The organism is Natrarchaeobius chitinivorans, assembly GCF_003841505.1.
Taxonomy (GTDB): Archaea; Halobacteriota; Halobacteria; order Halobacteriales; family Natrialbaceae; genus Natrarchaeobius; species Natrarchaeobius chitinivorans.
The window spans coordinates 94013-114526 of sequence record NZ_REGA01000015.1; the positions used below are offsets into that span (position 1 = coordinate 94013).

Consider the following 20514-nt stretch of genomic DNA (forward strand, 5'->3'; position numbering starts at 1 on the left):
TTTACAGTTCGGGAACGTTCATGTGGAATCCTTCGGATCGCGATTCCACCAGACAGAGATGGTATCCCTGTTTTCGCGAGAGGTTGACGTAGCTCTGTTTCGATCCCCGGCTGAGGAAGCCGCTGCTGGTGGCCTGTTCGGTCACTTCGAGCGCACCCGGGTCGAAGTAACTCGAGGTGACGGCCATCGCAGCCGCGAGGTCGGGGTAGTTCGCTTTCACAGCCGACGCAGCAGCCTCCATTCCCTCGAGCATCTCTCGGGTCGCCGGTTCCCGTGAGTCGTTCAGGTTGACGAGGACCAGCGGGTTCCCCATCTTGTCGTACGCGACGACGTCGAACGTGATCTCGTCGGGGACGTTCTCGGTATCGTCGTCCTCAAGCGAGATGGACGCGTCCAGTTCCGCACGGTCGATTCGCGGGAGTGCGTCGTAGAGATCGCCGAGCGAGTCGGCGTGACCGGTATCCCGGATTTCATACAGGAGCACGTCGGTAAGCCAGTCGACGAACCGGTACTCCATCGTCGCGGGGAGAAACTCGTCGTAGGGCTGTCCGGCGACGGCGGTATCCCCGGCGTCGAACTCGGTGTGATGTTCGATACGAAGGTTCGAGGAGACGTCCTCGCGGTTCGCCCCGTCCGTGTGGGCCGTCTCGAGGGTCGGCTGACTCTTCGATTCGTACCGGACGAAGAGGTTCGTCTTCGAGAGGGCAGCCTGTGGGGCAAGCTGCATGGACGCAGTCGAACTGGCTCCAACTCCCGTCTCGCGGGCGTCGCTGAGCTGTTCCTCGAGATCCTCGATCCGGGATCGGAGCTCGTCGACGGTGGCTGAAAGCTCCGTGTTCTCGGATCGGAGTCTGTCGCGCTCTGCCTCCAGCTCGGCGGCTTTCGACTCGAGTTCGTCGCGTCGGCGCTCCACTTTTTCGATCCGCTGTGTGAGCTTCGACACGTCCCGTTGCGAGTCGGTCCGGTTCGACGAGGACGACCGCTGTGTGCGTTCCCGAGATCGGTCCGAGGACGTTTCGGCGTTCGCCCGACCGGAGCCCGACGGGGACGTGGAACTCGAGGCGGATTTCGACGTCTGCCTGGAATCGGAGGGGTACTCGGTCGATTCCGACGTCCCGCGACCGGAGTTGGTTCGCCCAGCCGTCGTGGACGTACCGGATGGCGATCTGGCCGTCGCGTCTCCTCTCTCGGCCGTGGCGGTGTTGTCCGGATCGATCGACGGGATACTCCGCGTCGATCGCCACTGTTGTTCCTCCTCGAACCGTTCCTCGAGCGTTTCGTCGTCGTCCGGTACTTCGTCGCCGGTGTCTGCAGACGTCGTACCAGCGGTGTCCGCAGACGCTGTCCCGGCGCTGTCGGCGGACGTTTCGTCCGCGGGGTCCGTCGCCTCCGTGTCCGACTCGTCGCCGGTCCAGGAGATGTCGTTTCGGTCCAGTTCCTCGGCTGCGGCCTCGACTTCGTCGGGATCGAGATTCGAGCGGTCGGTCGCCGCGCCAGTCTCGCCGGCGGAATCAGTTTCGCCTGCTGGCCTCGTCTCTTCGATGAGGTCGTCTTCTTCAGACCCCGACGAACCCGGGCCCGTCTCGGTGTCGTCCGGTTTCGACGGCGGAGACGAACTCGGCGGTTCGGCCAGCGGTTCCGACTCGGTCGAGCCCTCATCCTCGGTCGTGATTCCCGTTGGCTCGTCCGTCGGCTCCGAATCGACCGGGAGCGTCCTGTCGTCGGCCGTGATCCCCTCGAGTTCGGACCCGCTGTCGGAACTCGACGACGATCCGCTCGAGACGTCGATCGGTTCGATCGGCGACTCGTCCGGGTCGATACTCACGCCGGAGTCGGAATCGGATCGGTTTTCTGCGCCCGAGTCGACCGATTCCGACCCGGTCGACGGGTTCGGATCGCGCCGGGAGGATGGCGCTGGATCAGCGTCCGGCGGCGACTCCTCCTCGTCGGTACCGGTCGGGACGTCCGTCACGTCGAGGTCGACGGTTTTCACCTCGTAGATGCCGACTTCGTTGTTCGCCCGTTCGAACGCCTCGTCGCCGGTTATCAGCCGCTTTGCGTTTCCGATGTAGGCGGCCGCCATCCGTTTGCCCCCGTAGTAGACGGCGTAGTAATCGCCGCTCAGGACGTTCTCGCTCAGTTCGATGTAGCCGGTGAACGAACCGTCCTGGAGCGTGGAATCGACCTCCTCGAGCGGCGTTTCGTTCGTGTAGTAGTTCGCGCGAGTCTCGCCGCCGCGTTCCTCCATAGAGCAGAGCAACGGAAGCGACGGGTGCGGTGCCTGATAGACAGTTCCAGAGGCGGTCTCGAAGTCCTCGATTTCGCCGTCGAAGACGCCGACGACCCGCCCGTTGAGCATGAACAGCCACGCTCCGTTTCCGGAGACGGCTCCCGAGAAACCAGTGTCGACGAGATCAGAAAGGCCATCGTAGCCGCCACTGAACGGGCGAGAGTCCCATTGCTCGACGCGCTTTTTCGTGCGCGAGTGCATAGTTTAACAAGCGGTAACCGGGACAAATACGTTTCGCCTAGTGTCGTGTGATCCAGAGATACGAGAGACGTCTGACTCGACCGTGTCGACTCCCTCAACCAGCCGACGCCCCGAAGAGACTATATTTTCGATTCTGCGTCTTCAGCGAGTTCTTTCATCCGTTTCCCGATACGGCCGGCACTCGAGAACTCGTCTTTACTCATCGCTGACGCGAGCGCGTTTCCGAGGACGAACACCGCGTGTTTGTGCTCGCTTTTCGATTTGTGGACGTGGGAGGGATCGACGTCGAGTTGGCGGTACGGCTCGAAGAGTTCCTCGTCGACCTCCTCGCGCTCGGCGAAGTACTCCATGATGATGACGAGTTCCTCGTGTAACTCGAGAAGTTCGTCCTTGTGCATGACCGCGAGTACGAACGGTCGCGGCTTAAGGATTGTGTGCCTGGCACTCCCAAGATCGGTATAATAGCCACTGAAAGTCGATGCACACCCATTCGCAGGACTGCTGTGCGATCGGTGTGTACATCGTTTCAGTTGTTACTATAGATAGCACTCGGGAATTCGTATCTCCAGTACGGCTCGGCGTTACGGTGATTCGTATCAGAAACCGAGGGTTAGGATCGGCCGGCGTCACGACCGCCGCCCCAATCTCGCCGAGCGAGTGGAACCGCGAGCACGGTGATCCAGACGGCGAACGCGAGAGCGGCGACGAATTCCGGGACGGCAAACCACGTCCACGGATCGGTCGCCGTGGGACGATAGAGCAACCAGCCGATCCAGGCCAGCGGGTGGACGATTCCGAGCCAGATCGACGAGAGACCGAGCGTCGTCCGCCCGGCGCGAATCGAGCCGGTACCATAGATCCAGTGTGCGAAGGGAGCGACGACGAAGTACGTCGCCGCCGCGTGGACGTGGAGTTCGGTGTTCAGGTAGACCGCCGGGTGGTCGAGAAAGAAGACGCCGACGCCGACCAATCCGACGAACGAAACGACGAGGAGGACGACCCCGAGGCGCTCGAGGCGCTCACGCGCGTCGATCCAGAGTCGCCAGGAAAACGCCAGCCCGAGCAGCCCCCCGAGGACGACCCCGCCGTTGAAGACCCAGAACGTCTCCGCCGCGTACTGACCCATATCGGAGAGGGCACGGTCGCGCCAGGTGAACGTCTCCGGCGAGGCGAGTACCGTCGCCAGAACGATCGCACCGATCACAGCGGGCGGGCCGACGACGCCACAGGCGCTGGCGAATCGTTTCGACTCGCGTCCGGACATACGGTGCGATATCGCGACGAGCGCCACATGAAGGTGACTGTTCGATCGGCAGTCCACTCGAGCGGGTTTCCGACGAATCGCCCCATCGCCGGTGGGACCACGAAGTGCATCGGTCGTTCCTGATACGATTTTCTCTGAGTCTGTCCCGGTCGGTCACTTCCCGTTTTCGACCGGCCGGCAATCAGTCATAGCAAAGCGGACAAATCCGCACGACTGTCCGTGTCATACGGTTTACTGTACGTCGTTACGGGAGCGATTAAGCGCCGCCCCACGGTCGCTCCGGTACACAGGTACGGCAATCCGTATCAGTCCGCTGCAACCGAGACGTCATCGTCCCGTTGGCCACCCGGGAACCAGGCGAGTTCGTGGTCTGCCGTGACGCGGACGGCGACGCGTTCGTCGAGGTCGATCCGATCCGAGTGGTTGTGCATGCACTCGATCGTCTCGCCCGAATCGAGTTCGACACGGTAGAGAACCGTCGGACCGAGGTAGCGTCGATAGACGACGCGGCCGTTCGCCTCCGGTCCATCGGCCGGGTACGCGGTCACGTCGTCCGGCCGAACGAGGAGATCGATGTCGGTCCCGTCGTACTGGTGGGCGAGACCGTTGACGTCGTCACGAAGCACGCGCCCGAGTGCGGTGTCGACGTGATCGCCGCTGACCGACCCCGAGAGGAAACTCGCGTGGCCGAGAAAGCCGGCGACGAACCGGGACTTCGGGTCCTGAAAGACGCGTTCGGGAGTGTCGATCTGTTCGATATCGCCGTCGTGCATCACGGCGACGCGGTCGGAAATCGAAAGCGCCTCCTCCTGATCGTGAGTGACCGAAACCGCGGTGACGCCCGCCTCCTTGATGATTCGGCGGACCTCCTCGCGCATCTCGACGCGGAGATCGACGTCGAGGTTCGAAAACGGCTCGTCGAGCAACAGCATCTCCGGTTCGGGTGCCAGCGAGCGAGCGAGCGCGATCCGCTGTTGCTGGCCGCCCGAGAGTTCCTCCGGATAGTGTTCGCCGTAGTCTTCGAGTCCGACCAGTTCGAGCAGTTCCGTGACTCGCGCGTCGCGCTCTTCGGCCGTCCACTCCTGTAATCCGAAGGCGACGTTTTCGCGCGCGGAGAGGTGTGGAAAGAGGGCAAATTCCTGAAAAACGACGCCGACGCCGCGTTCTTCGGGCGGAACGAAACGGCCGTTTCCGGCGACCGGATCGTCCTCCAGACGAATGCGTCCGGCGTTTGGCCTCTCGAGACCCGCGATCAACCGAAGGGTTGTCGTCTTGCCACAGCCGGACGGCCCGAGTAGCGTAAGAATTTCCCCATCGCGGACGGCCAACGAGAGACTCGAGATGACCGCTTCGCTTCCAAATCGCTTGGCGATACCCTCGAGTTCGAGGACGACGTCGTCGCCGCTCGATTCGAGTTCTCGAGTCGGTTCGTCGGTCGTCGTAAGTAATCGTCCGTTCGCCATTGTCGACCCCGGCGTCGGCCGGCTCTATTCGTTTTAGGAGTGCCTAAAATACTTATAACTGCCGGTCTCTTCCCGGGTTGCTGGAACGTGACCCAGTGACACGACCGAAAAACGGTGTGCGGTGTGTCAAAGTTCGACGCCGCTCGGGATCAGACTGTGCTGGCGGAGCAGATTACCCTCGTCGTCGTATACCAGAAACGTCTGCTTGTCGTACGTGACGAAGTGTTCGTCCTCGACGGTGATTCGAACTTCGTAGCGGCCCTCGTCGTCGGAAGCGTCTTCCCCGTATCCCCTCGCGGCCCGGATAAACCGGAGGACGTCCTCGGCGTCCTCGTTGAGTTCGAGGATGAACTCCCCCGTGATCCGGTTGGTGACGCTGACGACGCCCGCTGCGTCGCTTCCTAGCGGTTCCTGGAGACGCAACGCGACGTCGGTTTCCCCCGCCTCGAGCACGTCACCATTGGGATCGGTAAGGCGCTCACGGAGCATCGTCGACGGGCCAGTAAAGTCGATCGATACCGAGGGTTTGCTCGGTTCGCCGTCGGTTTCGACCCAGTCGATATTGCTGACAGTTAACGTGAAGTGGTCGCGCCTCATTCCGTATTTCTCGATTAGCGCTCCCACCGTATGAACGTAACGCACGGTTGATCAAGCATCTGACCAGTCCGCAGAGCAGGGGAGCCGAAGACGTTCGGATCCGACCAGCCGGCCGATCGGAATCGGCCATCCCATTTAAGAACGGGCCGGCCCGATATCGGGCAGAACGACCCGACTTTCCCGAGGACCTCGATGCACGACCGAAACAGACGTTCCGAAACGACGATCGGGGCCGCACGTCGGGCGGTTACGCGCCTCGCCGAGACGCTTCGCGGCTCGCGAATCACGATACGAGAGTACGATCCTGCGACCCACGGGCCGTTGATCGAGTTCGACGGTATCGACGGACTCGAGGAGGTCGACCGCTACTGGGTCAACGCGCCGTTCGCGTTCGTCTCGATCGGATACGACCCGGCGACGAATCAGCACCGCTACAATGTCGTCGAGCCGGCGCTTCGTGCCGACGAACGCGTCCTGCTCGAGACACTCTCGGAGGACGTTCGGGACCCGCTTCTCTATCGCGAGAAACGCCACGATAACGTCGCAAGACTGCTCGAGGAGACCGTCCACGAATACCTCGAGCGCTACGGCGCAGACGTCGACACGAAGGCGTTTTACCGGCTGTTCTACCACCTTTACCGAGACTTTCGTGGGTACGGCCGTCTCGACCCGATCATGCACGACCCTCGCGTCGAGGACATCTCCTGTGACGGCTACGAGCTGCCGATCTACGTCTATCACGAGGAGTACACCGACATCGAAACGAGCGTTTCCTTCGAGAAAGAGGCGCTCGACCGGTTCGTCGTCCGACTCGCTCAACACTCCGGCCGCCACATTTCGATCGGCGATCCGATGGTCGAGACGACGCTTCCCGACGGCTCGCGGGCGGAACTGGCTCTCGGGGAAGAGGTCACCCCGCGTGGGTCGGCGTTCACCGTCCGCAAGTACGCCGATGAGCCGTTCACGCCGATCGACCTGATCCAGTACGGGACGTTCAGCGTCGAACAGATGGCCTACCTCTGGCTCGCCATCGAACACAATCGGAGCCTGCTGTTCGCCGGTGGCACCGCGTCGGGCAAGACCACCAGCATGAACGCCATCTCGATGTTCATCCCACCCCGGTCGAAAGTGCTGACGATCGAAGACACCCGCGAACTCGAGCTCTATCACGACAACTGGCTCTCGTCGGTCACGCGCGAGCGATCCCACGAGGGCAAACACGTGACGATGTACGACCTGTTGCGCTCCGCGCTCCGTCACCGCCCCGAGTACATCGTCGTCGGCGAGGTCCGCGGCGAGGAGGCGATCACGCTCTTTCAGGCGATGAACACCGGTCACACGACCTACTCGACGATGCACGCCGACTCGGTCCAGACCGTGATCAATCGCCTCGAGAACGAACCGATCAACGTCCCGCGGCCGATGGTCCAGAGCCTCGACGTACTGTCGATCCAGACGCTCACCAGACTCGAGGACGGTCGCGTCCGCCGAAACAAAGTCCTCGCGGAGATCGAAGGGATCGACCAGCGAACTGGCGAACTCGACTACTCACCCGCGTTCACGTGGGACGGCGAATCGGACAGCCACCAGTCGAAAGGGAGCCAGCTCCTCGAGAACATTCGCGACGAACGCGGGTGGAACCGGACGGAACTGCTGTCGGAGCTTCGAACCCGCGAACGGTTTCTCGAGTACCTCGAGACGAACGACATCGACGACTACCGACAGTTCACCGCCCTGATAAACGAGTACTACGCGGACAGGGCGGGCGTTCTCGACCGGATCGGTATCGACGGCTCTCTCGAGGACGAACAGGACGACGGAGAGTAAACAGATGCGCTCTGTGAATTTCGTCCCGCTCGCGCTCGCGCTCGCCTGTCTCCTTCCGATCGTCCTGTCTCGATACCACGCTCGAGTCGACCGATTTCTCACCAGGTTTGCGGTCCGGACCTTTGGATCCTACATCGACGAATTCAGGGGCGAACACCCGACCAGGCAGTCCGCGCTTCGGGCGGCGCAGTTCCCGACGACCTACCGGGAGTACGGATCGAAGACGATGCTGTACGCCGCGATACTCGCAGTCGTCGGGTCGATTGCGGGAATATACGCCATCTGGGCCGTTCTGCTCGTTCTCGCGGTCGACGCCGAAACCATGCGCGAGGCACTGCCGGGCGCACTCGAGTTCCTCGCGAACCTCGGCGGTGTCCCGGCGCTGTCGCCGGGCGAACTGTTCGTCCTCATCGCCCTCGCCTGTTTCACCGTCGGCGCGGTGGCCGCCAGCGGGACCTACTGGCTGCGGTGGTGGTATCCACGGTACGTCGCCGACGCCCGGTCACAGCGGATCGAACGGGCCCTCCCCGCGACCGTCTCGTTTATCTACGCGCTCTCGCGAAGCGGAATGGCGTTTCCGACGGTCATCCGGATCGTTGCCCGTCACGAGGAGACCTACGGCGAAGCTGCGGCGGAGTTCGAGGTCGCCGTTCGCCACATGGATACGTTCGGCACCGACGTCGTCACCGCACTCCAGATCATGGGTCGGCGATCACCGAGCCCGCAGTTCGGCGAGTTCACCGAGAACCTGGTCAGCGTCTTGCAGAGCGGACACAGCCTCTCGGAGTTTCTGGAACGGCAGTACCGCGACTACCAGGAGGAATCGGAGACCCAGCAAGAGCGAACGCTCGAGTTACTCAGCACGCTCGCGGAAGCGTACGTGACGGTGCTGGTCGCGGGACCGCTGTTTCTCATCACGATCCTGGTCGTGATCGGAATCGCCGTCGGCGACACCCTCGATCCGCTCCAGGCGTTGATCTACGGCATCCTCCCGCTCGGAAACCTCGCGTTCGTGATCTACCTGAGCGTCGTCACGGACTCGATCGTCCCCGGGTCGGAGACGGCAGAACTGCCGTCTCGGTCGACCGCTTTCCCCAGCGATATCGAACGACGGGCGAACGCAGACGGCGGCGTCGCGGACGCCAGTACTGGTTCGACCGCTGGCGAAGCGGACCTCTCTGTCACCGCAGCGGCGAACATCGAACGGGTCGGCTACTACCGGCGGCTTCGGGCGGTCAGAGACCGCTTCGGCGATCCGAAATCGGCACTGCTCGAGCGTCCGTCCCGAACGCTTTTTCTCACCGTCCCGATCGCCGTCGCAGCCGTTCTCTGGCAGTTGCCCGCGGCGTTCGCGGGCGGTGGATTCACTCCCTCGGCGATCGACGACGTCGTCGCGGCCGCCCTGCTGGTCGTGCTCGTGCCGTTCGCCGTCGTCTACGAACTGCACCGGCGACGGATTCGTGCGATCGAAGCGGCGGTTCCGGACCTACTCGATCGACTCGCCAGCGTCAACGAGGCGGGACTGTCGATCGTCTCCGCCATCGACCAGGTACGCGAGTCCGAACTGGGGCCGCTCGGCGCGGAACTCGATCTCGTCTGGCGGGACGTCCAGTGGGGCGCGGACCTCGAGACGGCACTTCGCCGGTTCGACCGCCGGATCCGTACCCGGTCGGTCTCCCGCGTCGTCACCCTGCTCACCGAGGCGATGAACGCGAGCGGAGACCTCGCGACCGTCCTCCGGATCGCCGCCAGACAGTCCGCTTCCGACCGCCGCCTCGAGCGCGAACGCGCCCAGACGATGGTGGAGTACATGATCGTCGTCTACGTCTCGTTTCTCGTCTTTCTGTTCATCATCACGGTGCTCGCCGCGTATCTGCTCCCGAACCTCCCGACGGAGGGTGCGGAGGTGGCAAGGGGTGGCGGAGACGCCGGGACTTTCAGCGGCCTTTCAGCCGGCGAGGCCGACGCGTACGGGACGCTATTTTACCACGCGGCACTCGTTCAGGGACTGCTTTCGGGGTTGATCGCAGGCCAGTTGAGCACCGGCGAGTTGCGGGCGGGCGCAAAACACGCGGCGATCATGATCGCGCTCACGATCGGGTTGTTCGCGCTCGTCGTCTGACCGGTCCGATCCGTCCGCAGTCGAACGCTTTTTGCGAGTTCCACGCCGACATCTCCCATGGCCGACGAAGACGGCGACGGGAGCCGTCCGAAACGGGCGGACGTTCGCGCCACCTACGACCGGATCGCGACGCACTTCGCCGCCACGCGAGAGTACGCCTGGCCCGAAGTCGAGTCGTTCGTTTCCGCGCAGGATCCAGCCCCTTCCTCCGACGGCGTCGGTCTCGACGTCGGCTGTGGGAACTGTCGACACGCCGAACTACTCGCCGACGTCGACGGCATCGAGTCCGTCGTCGGCGTCGACGCCAGTCGCGGCCTCCTCGAGACTGGACGGGCCCGCGCGGCCGACCGGGGGTTCGAGGTCGAACTGCTCGAGGGGGACGCAGCGTCGCTCCCGCTCGCCGCCGACACCGTTTCGCTCGCCGTCTACGTCGCGACGCTTCACCACCTGCCAACCCGCGAAACGCGGGTGGCCAGCCTCGACGAACTCGCCAGGGTGCTCGCCCCCGACGGTCGGGCGCTAGTCAGTGCGTGGTCGACCGCACACGACCGCTTCGACCGAACGGAGGGCTTCGATACCACCGTCGAGTGGACGCTCCCCGGCGGAACGCCCGTCGATCGATTCTACCACATCTACGCACCCGACGAGTTCGAGGCCGACCTCCGGAACAGCGACCTCGACCTTCTCGAGTGGGAACTCTCGAGCGGGAACTGTTATGCGACAGTCTCCGGTTCGAACCGTCGGGAAACGGACGATCAGGGGACGAATCGATTATAAATGTCTTGCTCTGTGTAAGTCCAGATTTCATCACTGAATCTGCATTTGAAAGGTGTTGCTAGATCGCGAACGTCGACCCCCCAGGGACGCCTTTCGAACCACCTGGCCGGTTACCTCGACAGAAAATATTAAGAAATCTGAATATAGTCTACGGACTGTATGTCAAGAGCACTCACCGTTTCGGGCTTTCTGGGCCTGACGGTAATGATGGGGGTCGGTATGTACCAAAACGTCCTGAACGCAACCGGAGAGGGCGTTCCAGCGTGGATGATCGGGGGTCACGCGCACCTGGGCGTGCTTTCGATTCTCGCGATCGTTCTCGCGTTCGCCATTCCGGCGCTCAACGTAACGGGGACGCTCGAGACCGTCGTTACCTGGACGTTTATCCCCGGTCAGTGGGGGCTTCCGCTCGTCCCGTGGCTGGCCGTGGGCGGTGGAATCAGCGTTCTCCACCCGACTGCGTTCCTCTGGGGCGGATTGCTGTTGGTTTCGATGCTCATCATGACCTGGCAGGCAGCGGTCCAGACCGAAATCGCTGTCGGGGGTGGTGGTGTGGATCCGACGCCCGCCGACGATTGACTCGAAATGAGAAGAGTCTTAAATCGGCCGCACCGAAATCCAAGTACCGAGCGCGGATGGTCTAGTGGTAGGACCTGAGCCTTCCAAGCTCATGGCCCGGGTTCAAATCCCGGTCCGCGCATTGCTGTCGCGAGCAAACTCGCGAGCGACAGCAATCGTACGAGGGATTTGAATTACGGAAGTCGCACGCTCGAGAGCGAAGCGAGCGAGACCGTCTTCCGGTGGTTCAAATCCCGGTCCGCGCACTTTTCGACGAACGGACGTGAGAAGAAAATGCGCGATAGAGGGATATGAAGCACGCGAGTCGCAGCGCGAACGCAGTGATCGACCGTCTCGCAGTCGGGTTCAAATCCCGGTCCGCGCACTTTTCGACGAACGAACGTGAGGAGAAAATTCGCGATAGAGGATTTAATGCACACGAGTCGCAGCGTCCGAACGACGTAAGCCGCGAACAGCTGGAAGATCCCGTCGCTACTGTGGACGACCCTGGACGTCGGGCTGCGTCCGATCGAAGTGCGGCGAGCGACGACGTCGTGGATAGACACGTCGAACAGCGTAGTACGGATTCCAAAGGAAGACTCGGCAAAGAATACGGAACACTGGCGGTGTAGCTTGTCGGATCGAACGGTGATGGCAGTCGAACGGTGGATCGAAGAGCGGAGTTGGCGGGACAAATACGAGAATACGGAGCAGCTTTGGCTCACCCGGTTCGAAAACCCGTACTCGACCGAATCACTGAACCGAATATTTCGGGAAATCTGTGCAGAAGCCGGAATCGCAGTGGCGGATCGCGACTTGACGTGGTACTCGATGCGCCATAGCGTCGGGACGTACATGCTAACGAACTGGCAGTGAAGGCGGCCGCAGCGCAACTGCGCCATCGATCGATCAAATCTACGGTCCGGTACGATCAAGCGCCGATCGAGGAACGAAAAGAGGCTCTCGAGCAGATGGGTTAATTACTATTTACATGAAGCGAACCAGATTGATTGGGTTGACATTCGGATATGCGAAGTTCGCTGACCCGGTACCCACGATAGATTGATAGTTGAAACTCTATCTGAAGGCCGCATAATTGGTGTGGGAATAAAGTTATTGTTCTCGAAGCCAAATAATAGATTAGAATATGGCTGACGACGAATCTCTGGCACCACCCGAAGCGATCGAGATCGGAGACGAGGCGGAACACACCGACGAATGGACGGACGAGATGCCGGGAGTCGACCGCGTGATTTCGGTCGCGTTGACACTCGAACAACCGCGGACGGCGGACTGGATTGCGGAGCAAGCCGAGGTATCACCGACGACGGCACGGAGTCACCTCGAGCGGTTGGTCGATCTGCATGTCCTAAGTGCAGTCGAACAGCGAGGTGCGAAGACGTACTATCCCGATGCCGCGTACCAGCGGTTCAAAGTAGTGTCACAATTGATCGAGGAACATACTCGCGACGAGATCGAGACGATAGCGGTCACCGCAAAGGAGGACATCGAGGAACTCGGGGATACGTACGGTGTCGAGAGCCCAGACGAACTGCGGAAACTCGCGACGGCCGAAGACACCTCCTCGACGGAGGCACGGGAGTACTTCAAAAAGGCTTCTGAGTGGGACTCACACTCGCACATGATCTCGATAGCAGAGGAAGCGCTCGAGCGATACGAGAAATTCAGCGAGCATTACCAACCGCCGGTAGATTCTGCTGTATAAATGTCTCCCGGGGCTTTGCTGGCAGATGGCGGATCTGACCCGATCAGTTTATCCGGTCGTCGGGGTCGGATCTTCGAGCAGTTACGGATCAATCTGAACCACCATCCCGCGACCGAGACGGTAATCGTCAGACCGACACGCGACCAGAAAGACCGGAAACTCGTCGCTCGCTTCGATACGCAGATCCTGGTCGATGGGCTCGTCGGCGCGGACGAAGCCAGACTCGAGATTAACTGGTGGACGCATCCGCCCGGGATCGACGACCAGTTCAAATTCCACTACGTCGAGTCGTCGGGCTACGATTGCGGCTGGCATCGACAACCGCATCCGGAGGAATCAGACATCCCGTTCGACCACTTTCAGCAGCGGGCCTCGCCGGAGAGCGACTACCGGTACCAGGGTGTCGACTTTCTGGAAGACACTCCCGTCGGACTACTGTGGGAAGTGACGCGAACGCGACTGCCGAGGATCATCCGGGCTCGGTACGATCCCGAGACGGAGTTTTAGGATTCGTCGCCTATCGTGTCGTAGATCTCCCAGTGACGGTCCATCCCGCGTCTCCCGATGAACCGCAGCAATCGCTCACGATCCGCATGAGGCGTCATGCCCTCGAGTTCGTCGTCGATCAGGAAAGTAGGATCAACGATCCGTACTATGCCTCTACGTTCGAGTAAGCCCCGAAGCTCACGACACCGTTCTTTGTAAATTCCTAGATAGTATTACGAGTCGAGGAAACCAGGAACGTCGACGAAGGAAAATACAATACGGGGGCAGGATGACCGGCGAAACGATCGTTGAATCTGTGTCGGTCGGCGTCGATTTGGCACCTGTTTGATGGGTGAAATCACACAGATTGTGATACAAGCCTTCCAGGCTCATGGCCCGGGTTCAAATCCCGGTCCGCGCATTGCTGCGGCGAACAAATTCGTGAGCCGCAGCAATCGTACGAGGGATTATGAGTGAGAGAAGCCACAGCGCAACCGACCGACTCATACGGTCTGCTGTAAGTCATTACCGCTACACCCCGGACCCGTTCACCGGGTGTAGCGGTAAACAGTTACAGCAATCCGTATCACTCCTCGAACGGATTCCCCGGCGACCGATCGGAGACGTCGACGGTTGCGGCGAAGACGATCCCGAGGACGGTCCCGAACAGCAGGTGACCGACCAGGCTTTCGACGGCGATCGCCGGGAACTCGCCGGCGGCTTCGGTTCCGATCGCCTCGAGCCACACCGGGAGGACGATCAACGGAAGGATCGCCCAGATCGCGAGCCCGAAGACGAACCCCGCGGCGACGATCCGGGCCGCAATGGCGGTCTGTGAGAGCACGTCGGTTTCCGGATTCATCGTTACGGCCCCGAGGATCAGATCACGGGTGACGAGAAAGCCGAAGACGATTCCGAGTACGATCCCGTGAGCAATGTGAATGCCCCAGCCGGCGACGCCGACCGGCTCGAAGCCGTAGATCGCGGGTATCGCGGCCGTGAGAATATCGGGATCGAACACCCACATGAGGATCCCGAAGGCCGCGGCTCCGACCGCCCCGCCGAGGGCCCCGCCGATCGGCCATCCCCACTGGCTACTGATCCCGAACGCGGACGTGGTGTCGGATTCGGCGCTCATGGTACCCCGGCTTACCACGAACGACGGCAAAAGCGTTTGTCCGGCAAGAGCCCGGTCGAGTATCGGACCGCTCACGTCGTCCGCGGAGACGGTTGCGGTCGACACCCGTGCGATCGGCCGGCCTATTACACGCAACGGAGTGCTGTACGAGAGCCGGCGTCCCATCCGGCGCCGGCCCGTCGCCGACAGCCGACACTGTATTGATCGCCGACGCCGCAGACCCGAACGTGGAGTGTGAACTACTGGGTTGGCCGCCCGACGGGCCGAAACTCCGACTCGATCACGAGCGCTTCAGCTACGCCGGCAAGTTCGTCATGACGAACACGGGAAAGGCGGTCGCTCGAGACGAGGGGCGGATCGTCGCGGCAGCCTCGTTCAACGAGGACCGGACCGACGAGCGGACGCTGTGGATCCGGTACGTGACGGTCGACCGGGACCGTCGCGGGGAGGGGATCGGGCCCCTGCTACTCGCGCTGGTCCGTGACCGGGGTGTCGAGCGCGGTTACGACCGAATTCGGATCGCCGTCAACAACCCCTTCGCCTACGAGGCGCTCTACCGGACCGGTTTCGAGTACACCGGCGACACCTCCGGAATCGCCGAACTGGTCCTCGAGTACCCGCCCTCACTCGAGGCGAGTGGAGATGGCGAAATCAACGGTGACGATGGAACTGCTGAGACCGCGTGCGAGGGCGGTCCGTCCACCCGGGAGCGCTATCAGGCGGGCCTCGAGGAGTTTCGCGACCGCGACCTCTCGAGGCCGGAAGCGGAGTTTCTCGCGTCGCGTCGGGGCGACGATCCGCCGTCGCCGATCGACTGATCTGGACTGCCGGCAGACCGGCCGAACTCCTAATCACCTCGCCTGGTCCGTCCACCGCCGGTATGTGGTCGCAACGATCGTCGCGTCCAACGTCCCCGCCACGGTGACGCTCGCAACCGTCCCGACGACGAGTCCGAGCGGTGTCGACGAAACGAGAGAGCCGAGCCCCGTTAGCGCGTAGCCGATATATCCGAGGCCCACCACCAGTATCGTCGTCGAACTCGGATTGGCGAGGGCGTACTCGAGGCTCTCGAGGGTCGCCTCTATCGGTCGGGTTCCGCCGAGGACGATGAAGCCGGGCGTCAGAAAGAGCGCGATCGACACCGGAACGACGACGAAAAGAATCAGCGCGACGAGACCGAGCGTTCCGGTTCCCGACAGGCCTGCAAGGAACGTCACTCCCCACAACACCCCCTGGACGACCACCGCGAACGCGAGGAGCCAGCCGATCCGCTCGAGCGGGACCACGACGCCGGTCGTCTCCGGCGAGGAAAGCCAGAGAACGGTTCCAAACGCGGTCACGGCGACGCCCGCCAGTGCGAGGTGCCACCCGAGCAATCCGAGGAGGAACGTCGGTTTCATCCCGGGAAGGATGGAGGGTCCGATCTCGATAGCCGGCTCGAGATCCGGAACGAGCGGTGCAGAGAAGACGAGCTGTCCGCGTCGGGGGAAGGTGGCGATTCCGATCGGATACCGGCTCTCGAGCCGCCCGATCGTACTCGTCGCACCCAGGAGTCCGGCGAGGACGAACGGGAGAGCCAGCGCGGGTCGCGTTCGGAGGGAACCGATCGCGCCACGGAGAATCGAACGGACGTCGACGCCGGCGATCGGGTCGGGCCGGCCGGCTCCGGATCGGTCGGTCGAACCGGATCCGTCGGCGGTCGTATTCGGCGCGCTTGGCTCTTCCGCGACGCCACCGCCGCCGTCAGTGCCGGTCCCGGCTATCTTATCGACCCCCCTCGAGGCAGTAGAGCATGACCGTCGTGCCGAGGACGATTCGATCGTCGGAGACGACAGCGGGTGTCAACCCCGCGCGCTCCGTTTCGCCGCCCCCGGAGGTCCCGACCGTCTCGGTGAACGTCCACAGGTGGTCACCGGAGCGTCGGTCGAACGCGTGCAGTCCCAGCCCGCCGGGAACGAGGAGGTGCTCCCCGGCGACGGTCGGCGGCGGTGCGTGGGCGCTCCAGACGTTTCCAGGCGAATCGTCGACCGTCGTCTCCCAGTAAACGGTGCCGTCCGTGCGCGAGAGAGCCGTTACAGCGAACGGGTCGCTCCCCCCGTCGGCCTCGAGTCCGACGTGAAACACCGTCGTCTCGTCGACGGCGATGCCGACGTGACCCGTTCTCGCGAGCGGGCGCTCCCAGCCGCGATCGCCGGTCGCCGCGTCGACTTCGAGAACCCGAAGCTCCCGACCGGAAGCCGCCCTGTCCACCGAGTAAACCGAGCCGTCGCGAGCGGACAGACTGTCCTGCTCGTCGACTGCACGTTCGCTCGCCGTGTCCTCGCCGTCGGTCCACTCGAGGCTGCCATCGGCGAGGTCGATCCCGACGTACGCCGGTCTGCCGGCGATCCGTCCCATCACGACGACCGTTCCGGAGGCGGTATCGACGACGTGACCGAGCGGGGTAAACGGGTACTGGGCATCGAGGTCCGCGTTCTCGAGTTCGTATCGCCAGCGTGGGCTCCCGTCGTTGCCGTCGACGGCGGAGACGATGCCAGCAGTCGGATGGACCGAGACGACCGACCCGTCGGCGACGACCGGCGACGCGAGCCACGGGAAATCGGCCGCCGAACCCCCGGGAAACTCCGGGGTGGCAGTTTCACCGTCGGTCCACCACCGGGATCGCCGTTCGCCCAGCCCGTCGACTTCCGCCGGCCACCCGTCGGGGTCGGCGGCGTATCCGCCGACCGGGTCGCCGTACGGAACGATCAACACGCCGTCCCGGTAGAGTTCCGTCGAACCGAACGCCATCGGCCCGGTCCCGCGGCCGAACCCGCCGTGGGTCTTTGCCAGGCTTCCCTCGCCGGTTTCGACGTCCAGGACGAACAGCCCGTTCGCATACTGGCAGTAGACGGTACCGGTCGCCACGATCGGTGGCAGCCATCCCGACGCACCGGTCGACCGCTGCCAGGCGACGTCGACACCGTCTCGCGGAAGCGACGCGTCCGGAACGAACCGCGACCGTCCCGGGTCACGCCCGTACATCCGCCAGTCGGCCTCGCGCGTCGCGGGTGTCGGATCGGCCTCGAGGAGCGACGGCGGCCGTCCGGAACCGAGACAGCCCGCGAGGAGGATCGAACCGGCGGTCGCGAGCACCGCTCGGCGGTCAAGGTGGGGGGCTCGAGTCATTCGACGTATTGGTTCCGATACATATCCGTCGGTAAAAGTCGTTTGTGTTCCGTCTCGATCGATCCGAGTCGAAACCGGTCCGGAAGCCAACGATTCAAATCCCGGTCGCCCCAATACGGTCACAATGGGAAACGCCGCACTACGCGACATCGCCGTCATCGAGGAGATTCCCTTCGACGACGTCGAGGGGATCGTCGCCGTCGACGCGCACAACTGGCTCTACCGGTATCTGACGACGACGGTCAAGTGGACCGCAAGCGACACGTACACGACCGCCGACGGAACCGAGGTAGCGAACCTGGTCGGCATCGTCCAGGGGCTCCCGAAGTTCTTCGAGAACGACGTCACCCCGGTGATGGTGTTCGACGGCGGCCCCTCCGAACTCAAAGAAGACGAGATCGAATCCCGGCGAGAACAACGCCAGACGTACGAGGAACAGCTCGAGGTCGCCCGCGAGGAGGGCGACGAACTCGCGATCGCCCAGCTCGAATCCCGCACGCAACGGCTGACGCCGACGATCCAGGAGACGAGTCGCGAACTCCTCGAACTACTCGACGTGCCGATCGTCGAAGCGCCCGCGGAGGGGGAAGCACAGGCGGCGCACATGGCTCGACGCGGCGACGCCGACTACGTCGGCTCGGAGGACTACGACGCGTTGCTCTTCGGCGCGCCCCTGACGCTGCGCCAGTTGACGAGCAAGGGCAATCCCGAACTGATGGATCTCGAGGCCACCCTCGCCCACCACGACCTGACCTTAGAACAGCTCATCGACGCGGCGATCCTCATCGGGACGGACTTCAACGAGGGCGTTACGGGAATCGGCCCGAAGACGGCGATTTCCGAAATTACCGAACACGGCGACCTCTGGAGCGTCCTCGAGGCCCGCGGCGACGATGTCGAGTACGGCGACCGCGTCCGCGAGCTCTTTCGGCAGCCGAACGTGACCGACGACTACTCCTTCGACCCGGACCTCGAGCCCGACCTCGAGGCTGCGCGAGCGTACGTCACCGAGGAGTGGGGGGTCGACCCGTCCGAGGTCGAACGCGGCTTCGAACGGATCGACGAGAGCGTCACGCAGACGGGGCTCGATCGATGGACGTAGCCGTCACAGAGCGCCGAAGACGGGAGGGCCGATGCCAGCTGAAAGGCGGTCCGAGGAATCGTCGATGACCGACGGGTACGACCTCGAGTCCGGCCCGGATCCGGCGACGTTCGCAGCCGCAACGCCCGAACCGGATTTCGAAGCCAGCTCGGAAGCGGTCGTCCACGTCGTCGGGATCGGGCCGGGAAACCCCGAGTACCTCACGCCCCGCGCCGAGCGGACGATTCGGGAAGCCGACGTCGTCGTCGGGTTTTCGACCGTCGTGGCGTTCGTCGAGGACCGGACCGATGCGGACGTACTGACTTGTGGCTACCGGGACGAAGCCGAAACCCTCTCGACGTTCGGCGAGCGCGTCGCCGCGGGGGAGACGGGAGTCGCCGTCGCGATGGGCGATCCAAACCACTCCGGCTACCAGTTCGTCGGCAAGGTCCAGAACGCCGTCGAACGCGAAGCCGACCGCGAGGGGGTCGAGCGGTCGACCGTCCGCGTCGTCCCCGGCATATCATCGCTTCAGATCGCTGCGAGTCGCGCTCGAACGCCGATGGAAGAGGCGGAGTTCGTCACGCTCCACAAAAGCGGTGACCTCGAGGCCGACGTGGACCGGTTGAAACGCACCGTCGGCGAACGCCACCTGCTCGTCCTGCCCCGTCCGTACGACCTGATGCCGGGTGATCTCGCCGCGACGTTGCTCGAGGCGGGCGCAGAGCCGGACCTCGAGGCACTGGTACTGGAGCGACTAACTCTCGAAGACGAACAGATCCACCGGTTTCCGCTGTCGGAACTCGCGGAGTACGCCGGCGGGAACGGAAGAGACGACACGCCGTTTTCCGATCTGGTGGTCCTCGCAGTTCGTCGTCCGGTACCGTACGAAGCGTCGCCTGCTGAGTGAGAGGGATCCTCTGCAGGGTTTCGGTCATCTGTCGACGGTTGGAACGGTACTTAACGAAGCGACCTCTCGAGCGCCCGGGAGCGGGCCGAACTGACGCGGCAAGGACGAACAATCGTTTGTCTCATACGGTTTACTGTACGTCATTACCGGCGCACCCGCGACCTGGGCGGCGGGTGCGCCGGTAATCGTTACAGTAATCCGTCTCAGTCGTCGACGTCTCTAACTTCGATCGTTCCGTCGTTCGCGACGGTGACGAGCAGCTCCTCGAGCGTGAAGGCGACGACGAGTTGTTCCGTGTCGGATTCGAGTAGCGTGTCGAGGGCGTCCGGTTCCACGTACTCCGCGAGCGTAAAGTCGGCCTCGAGCGGCGTCGTCTCGAGATGATCCGCGATCGTTTCAACTACTTGAACACTGTCGGGTGGAGAAGCAGATGGTGATCTAGATCCGGTATCCCGCTCGGTCATTCCTATATTCCGTACTCATGTATCTCGCGTATAATGGTTTCGATACGTATTACTCTCGTTCGAACGTAATTTCGACAGGTGAGAGTTGTTGATCCGTGAATTCTGTCAACAGCTCGGAAGATAGGCCGGATATCTCTCCCTCGACGCTAAATTCGATGGAGTTTCCCAAGACACAGATATCGGCTTCACCAAGTTCCACGTTCGCATCCTCTTTCAAGTTAATAGTTAGATCCATAGGCACTGTCTAGTTCAGCACCTCCTCGACCGGTGTTCGACCATTGAGCGCTTGATTCGGTCGATCGTGGTTATAATGGTGTCTGAAGCGTCTGAGCCAGCGTCTTGCGCTGGCCGGACTGCCCCGCCAGAAGGAGTGAAAGCGGTCGATCCGCATTGAGACGGTCTGAAACCACTTTTCGACGTGGTTTCGGTCGCTGTAGTTGAG

20 protein-coding genes and 1 tRNA gene are annotated in these 20514 nt (G+C 62.8%); 11 read left to right on the forward strand and 10 right to left on the reverse strand.

Annotated elements, in window-relative coordinates; all coding sequences use genetic code 11:
- Position 1: 1 nt before the first annotated feature.
- From EA473_RS15865 to EA473_RS15885, 5 genes are all read right to left on the reverse strand, one after another.
- Positions 2–2491, reverse strand: coding sequence for a DUF7527 domain-containing protein (locus EA473_RS15865; RefSeq protein WP_124196634.1), 2490 nt, complete (start codon positions 2489–2491; stop codon positions 2–4).
- 119 nt (positions 2492–2610) lie between these two features.
- Positions 2611–2889 (reverse strand): UPF0058 family protein, encoded by a 279-nt coding sequence (locus tag EA473_RS15870; RefSeq protein ID WP_124196635.1) that lies wholly within the window; start codon positions 2887–2889, stop codon positions 2611–2613.
- A 212-nt stretch (positions 2890–3101) separates the two neighbouring features.
- The gene (locus EA473_RS15875) at positions 3102–3755 is read right to left on the reverse strand and encodes a DUF998 domain-containing protein (protein ID WP_124196636.1); all 654 of its coding nucleotides are present in this window, start codon (positions 3753–3755) and stop codon (positions 3102–3104) included.
- Between the two features lie 305 nt (positions 3756–4060).
- Positions 4061–5218 (reverse strand): ABC transporter ATP-binding protein, encoded by a 1158-nt coding sequence (locus EA473_RS15880; RefSeq protein ID WP_124196637.1) that lies wholly within the window; start codon positions 5216–5218, stop codon positions 4061–4063.
- Positions 5219–5344: 126 nt separating this feature from the next.
- Complete coding sequence (locus EA473_RS15885) at positions 5345–5815, reverse strand: DUF5793 family protein (protein WP_124196638.1); 471 nt, start codon at positions 5813–5815, stop codon at positions 5345–5347.
- Positions 5816–6007: 192 nt separating this feature from the next.
- Here EA473_RS15885 and EA473_RS15890 point away from each other — a divergent pair, with 192 nt between their 5' ends.
- The 8 genes from EA473_RS15890 (at position 6008) to EA473_RS15925 (ending at position 13332) form a co-directional block, all read left to right on the forward strand.
- Positions 6008–7642 carry a type II/IV secretion system ATPase subunit gene (locus EA473_RS15890; RefSeq protein WP_124196639.1) on the forward strand — a complete coding sequence of 545 codons (1635 nt, stop codon included), beginning with the start codon at positions 6008–6010 and terminating at the stop codon, positions 7640–7642.
- Between the two features lie 4 nt (positions 7643–7646).
- On the forward strand, positions 7647–9764 hold the full coding sequence (locus tag EA473_RS15895) for a type II secretion system F family protein (protein ID WP_124196640.1): 2118 nt from the start codon (positions 7647–7649) through the stop codon (positions 9762–9764).
- 57 nt (positions 9765–9821) lie between these two features.
- A complete protein-coding gene (locus tag EA473_RS15900) occupies positions 9822–10541 on the forward strand; it encodes a class I SAM-dependent methyltransferase (protein WP_124196641.1) in 720 nt (239 codons plus the stop codon).
- Positions 10542–10700: 159 nt separating this feature from the next.
- A complete protein-coding gene (locus tag EA473_RS15905) occupies positions 10701–11120 on the forward strand; it encodes a hypothetical protein (protein ID WP_243645279.1) in 420 nt (139 codons plus the stop codon).
- Positions 11121–11170: 50 nt separating this feature from the next.
- Positions 11171–11241, forward strand: a tRNA-Gly gene (locus EA473_RS15910).
- A 392-nt stretch (positions 11242–11633) separates the two neighbouring features.
- Positions 11634–11975, forward strand: coding sequence for a site-specific integrase (locus tag EA473_RS15915; RefSeq protein ID WP_243645280.1), 342 nt, complete (start codon positions 11634–11636; stop codon positions 11973–11975).
- A gap of 271 nt (positions 11976–12246) precedes the next feature.
- Positions 12247–12825: a winged helix-turn-helix domain-containing protein gene (locus tag EA473_RS15920; RefSeq protein WP_124196642.1), complete on the forward strand. Its 579-nt coding sequence runs from the start codon at positions 12247–12249 to the stop codon at positions 12823–12825.
- The gene (locus EA473_RS15925; protein WP_124196643.1) at positions 12826–13332 is read left to right on the forward strand and encodes a hypothetical protein; all 507 of its coding nucleotides are present in this window, start codon (positions 12826–12828) and stop codon (positions 13330–13332) included.
- A gap of 565 nt (positions 13333–13897) precedes the next feature.
- On the opposite strand, the gene EA473_RS15930 is transcribed toward EA473_RS15925, so the two are convergent.
- Entirely contained in the window at positions 13898–14449 is a 552-nt protein-coding gene (locus EA473_RS15930; RefSeq protein WP_124196644.1) for a hypothetical protein, read from the reverse strand.
- A gap of 227 nt (positions 14450–14676) precedes the next feature.
- Here EA473_RS15930 and EA473_RS15935 point away from each other — a divergent pair, with 227 nt between their 5' ends.
- Positions 14677–15267 carry a GNAT family N-acetyltransferase gene (locus EA473_RS15935; protein WP_124196645.1) on the forward strand — a complete coding sequence of 197 codons (591 nt, stop codon included), beginning with the start codon at positions 14677–14679 and terminating at the stop codon, positions 15265–15267.
- A 33-nt stretch (positions 15268–15300) separates the two neighbouring features.
- On the opposite strand, the gene EA473_RS15940 is transcribed toward EA473_RS15935, so the two are convergent.
- A complete protein-coding gene (locus tag EA473_RS15940) occupies positions 15301–15849 on the reverse strand; it encodes a hypothetical protein (protein WP_124196646.1) in 549 nt (182 codons plus the stop codon).
- Between the two features lie 364 nt (positions 15850–16213).
- Positions 16214–17617: an outer membrane protein assembly factor BamB family protein gene (locus tag EA473_RS15945; RefSeq protein ID WP_124196647.1), complete on the reverse strand. Its 1404-nt coding sequence runs from the start codon at positions 17615–17617 to the stop codon at positions 16214–16216.
- A gap of 124 nt (positions 17618–17741) precedes the next feature.
- On the opposite strand from EA473_RS15945, the gene fen reads away from it, so the two are divergent.
- Entirely contained in the window at positions 17742–18719 is a 978-nt protein-coding gene (gene fen / locus EA473_RS15950) for a flap endonuclease-1 (RefSeq protein WP_124196648.1), read from the forward strand.
- A gap of 64 nt (positions 18720–18783) precedes the next feature.
- Positions 18784–19608: a cobalt-precorrin-7 (C(5))-methyltransferase gene (locus EA473_RS15955; RefSeq protein WP_124196649.1), complete on the forward strand. Its 825-nt coding sequence runs from the start codon at positions 18784–18786 to the stop codon at positions 19606–19608.
- Positions 19609–19811: 203 nt separating this feature from the next.
- Here the strand turns inward: EA473_RS15955 and EA473_RS15960 are convergent, their stop codons facing one another.
- Together EA473_RS15960 and EA473_RS15965 are read right to left on the reverse strand one after the other, a co-directional pair.
- Positions 19812–20072: a HalOD1 output domain-containing protein gene (locus EA473_RS15960; RefSeq protein ID WP_124196650.1), complete on the reverse strand. Its 261-nt coding sequence runs from the start codon at positions 20070–20072 to the stop codon at positions 19812–19814.
- Between the two features lie 244 nt (positions 20073–20316).
- Positions 20317–20514 (reverse strand): integrase core domain-containing protein (locus EA473_RS15965; RefSeq protein WP_165875238.1); only part of this gene is annotated, 198 nt, incomplete at its 5' end.

What these genes read in the sequence shown, in the direction of transcription:
- EA473_RS15865 (WP_124196634.1), bottom strand. Translation starts at nt 2,491, where the DNA reads ATGCACTCGCGCACGAAAAAGCGCGTCGAGCAATGGGACTCTCGCCCG.
- EA473_RS15870 (WP_124196635.1), bottom strand. Translation starts at nt 2,889, where the DNA reads ATGCACAAGGACGAACTTCTCGAGTTACACGAGGAACTCGTCATCATC.
- EA473_RS15875 (WP_124196636.1), bottom strand. Translation starts at nt 3,755, where the DNA reads ATGTCCGGACGCGAGTCGAAACGATTCGCCAGCGCCTGTGGCGTCGTC.
- EA473_RS15880 (WP_124196637.1), bottom strand. Translation starts at nt 5,218, where the DNA reads ATGGCGAACGGACGATTACTTACGACGACCGACGAACCGACTCGAGAA.
- EA473_RS15885 (WP_124196638.1), bottom strand. Translation starts at nt 5,815, where the DNA reads ATGAGGCGCGACCACTTCACGTTAACTGTCAGCAATATCGACTGGGTC.
- EA473_RS15890 (WP_124196639.1), top strand. Translation starts at nt 6,008, where the DNA reads ATGCACGACCGAAACAGACGTTCCGAAACGACGATCGGGGCCGCACGT.
- EA473_RS15895 (WP_124196640.1), top strand. Translation starts at nt 7,647, where the DNA reads ATGCGCTCTGTGAATTTCGTCCCGCTCGCGCTCGCGCTCGCCTGTCTC.
- EA473_RS15900 (WP_124196641.1), top strand. Translation starts at nt 9,822, where the DNA reads ATGGCCGACGAAGACGGCGACGGGAGCCGTCCGAAACGGGCGGACGTT.
- EA473_RS15905 (WP_243645279.1), top strand. Translation starts at nt 10,701, where the DNA reads ATGTCAAGAGCACTCACCGTTTCGGGCTTTCTGGGCCTGACGGTAATG.
- EA473_RS15920 (WP_124196642.1), top strand. Translation starts at nt 12,247, where the DNA reads ATGGCTGACGACGAATCTCTGGCACCACCCGAAGCGATCGAGATCGGA.
- EA473_RS15925 (WP_124196643.1), top strand. Translation starts at nt 12,826, where the DNA reads ATGTCTCCCGGGGCTTTGCTGGCAGATGGCGGATCTGACCCGATCAGT.
- EA473_RS15930 (WP_124196644.1), bottom strand. Translation starts at nt 14,449, where the DNA reads ATGAGCGCCGAATCCGACACCACGTCCGCGTTCGGGATCAGTAGCCAG.
- EA473_RS15940 (WP_124196646.1), bottom strand. Translation starts at nt 15,849, where the DNA reads ATGAAACCGACGTTCCTCCTCGGATTGCTCGGGTGGCACCTCGCACTG.
- EA473_RS15945 (WP_124196647.1), bottom strand. Translation starts at nt 17,617, where the DNA reads ATGACTCGAGCCCCCCACCTTGACCGCCGAGCGGTGCTCGCGACCGCC.
- fen (WP_124196648.1), top strand. Translation starts at nt 17,742, where the DNA reads ATGGGAAACGCCGCACTACGCGACATCGCCGTCATCGAGGAGATTCCC.
- EA473_RS15955 (WP_124196649.1), top strand. Translation starts at nt 18,784, where the DNA reads ATGACCGACGGGTACGACCTCGAGTCCGGCCCGGATCCGGCGACGTTC.
- EA473_RS15960 (WP_124196650.1), bottom strand. Translation starts at nt 20,072, where the DNA reads ATGACCGAGCGGGATACCGGATCTAGATCACCATCTGCTTCTCCACCC.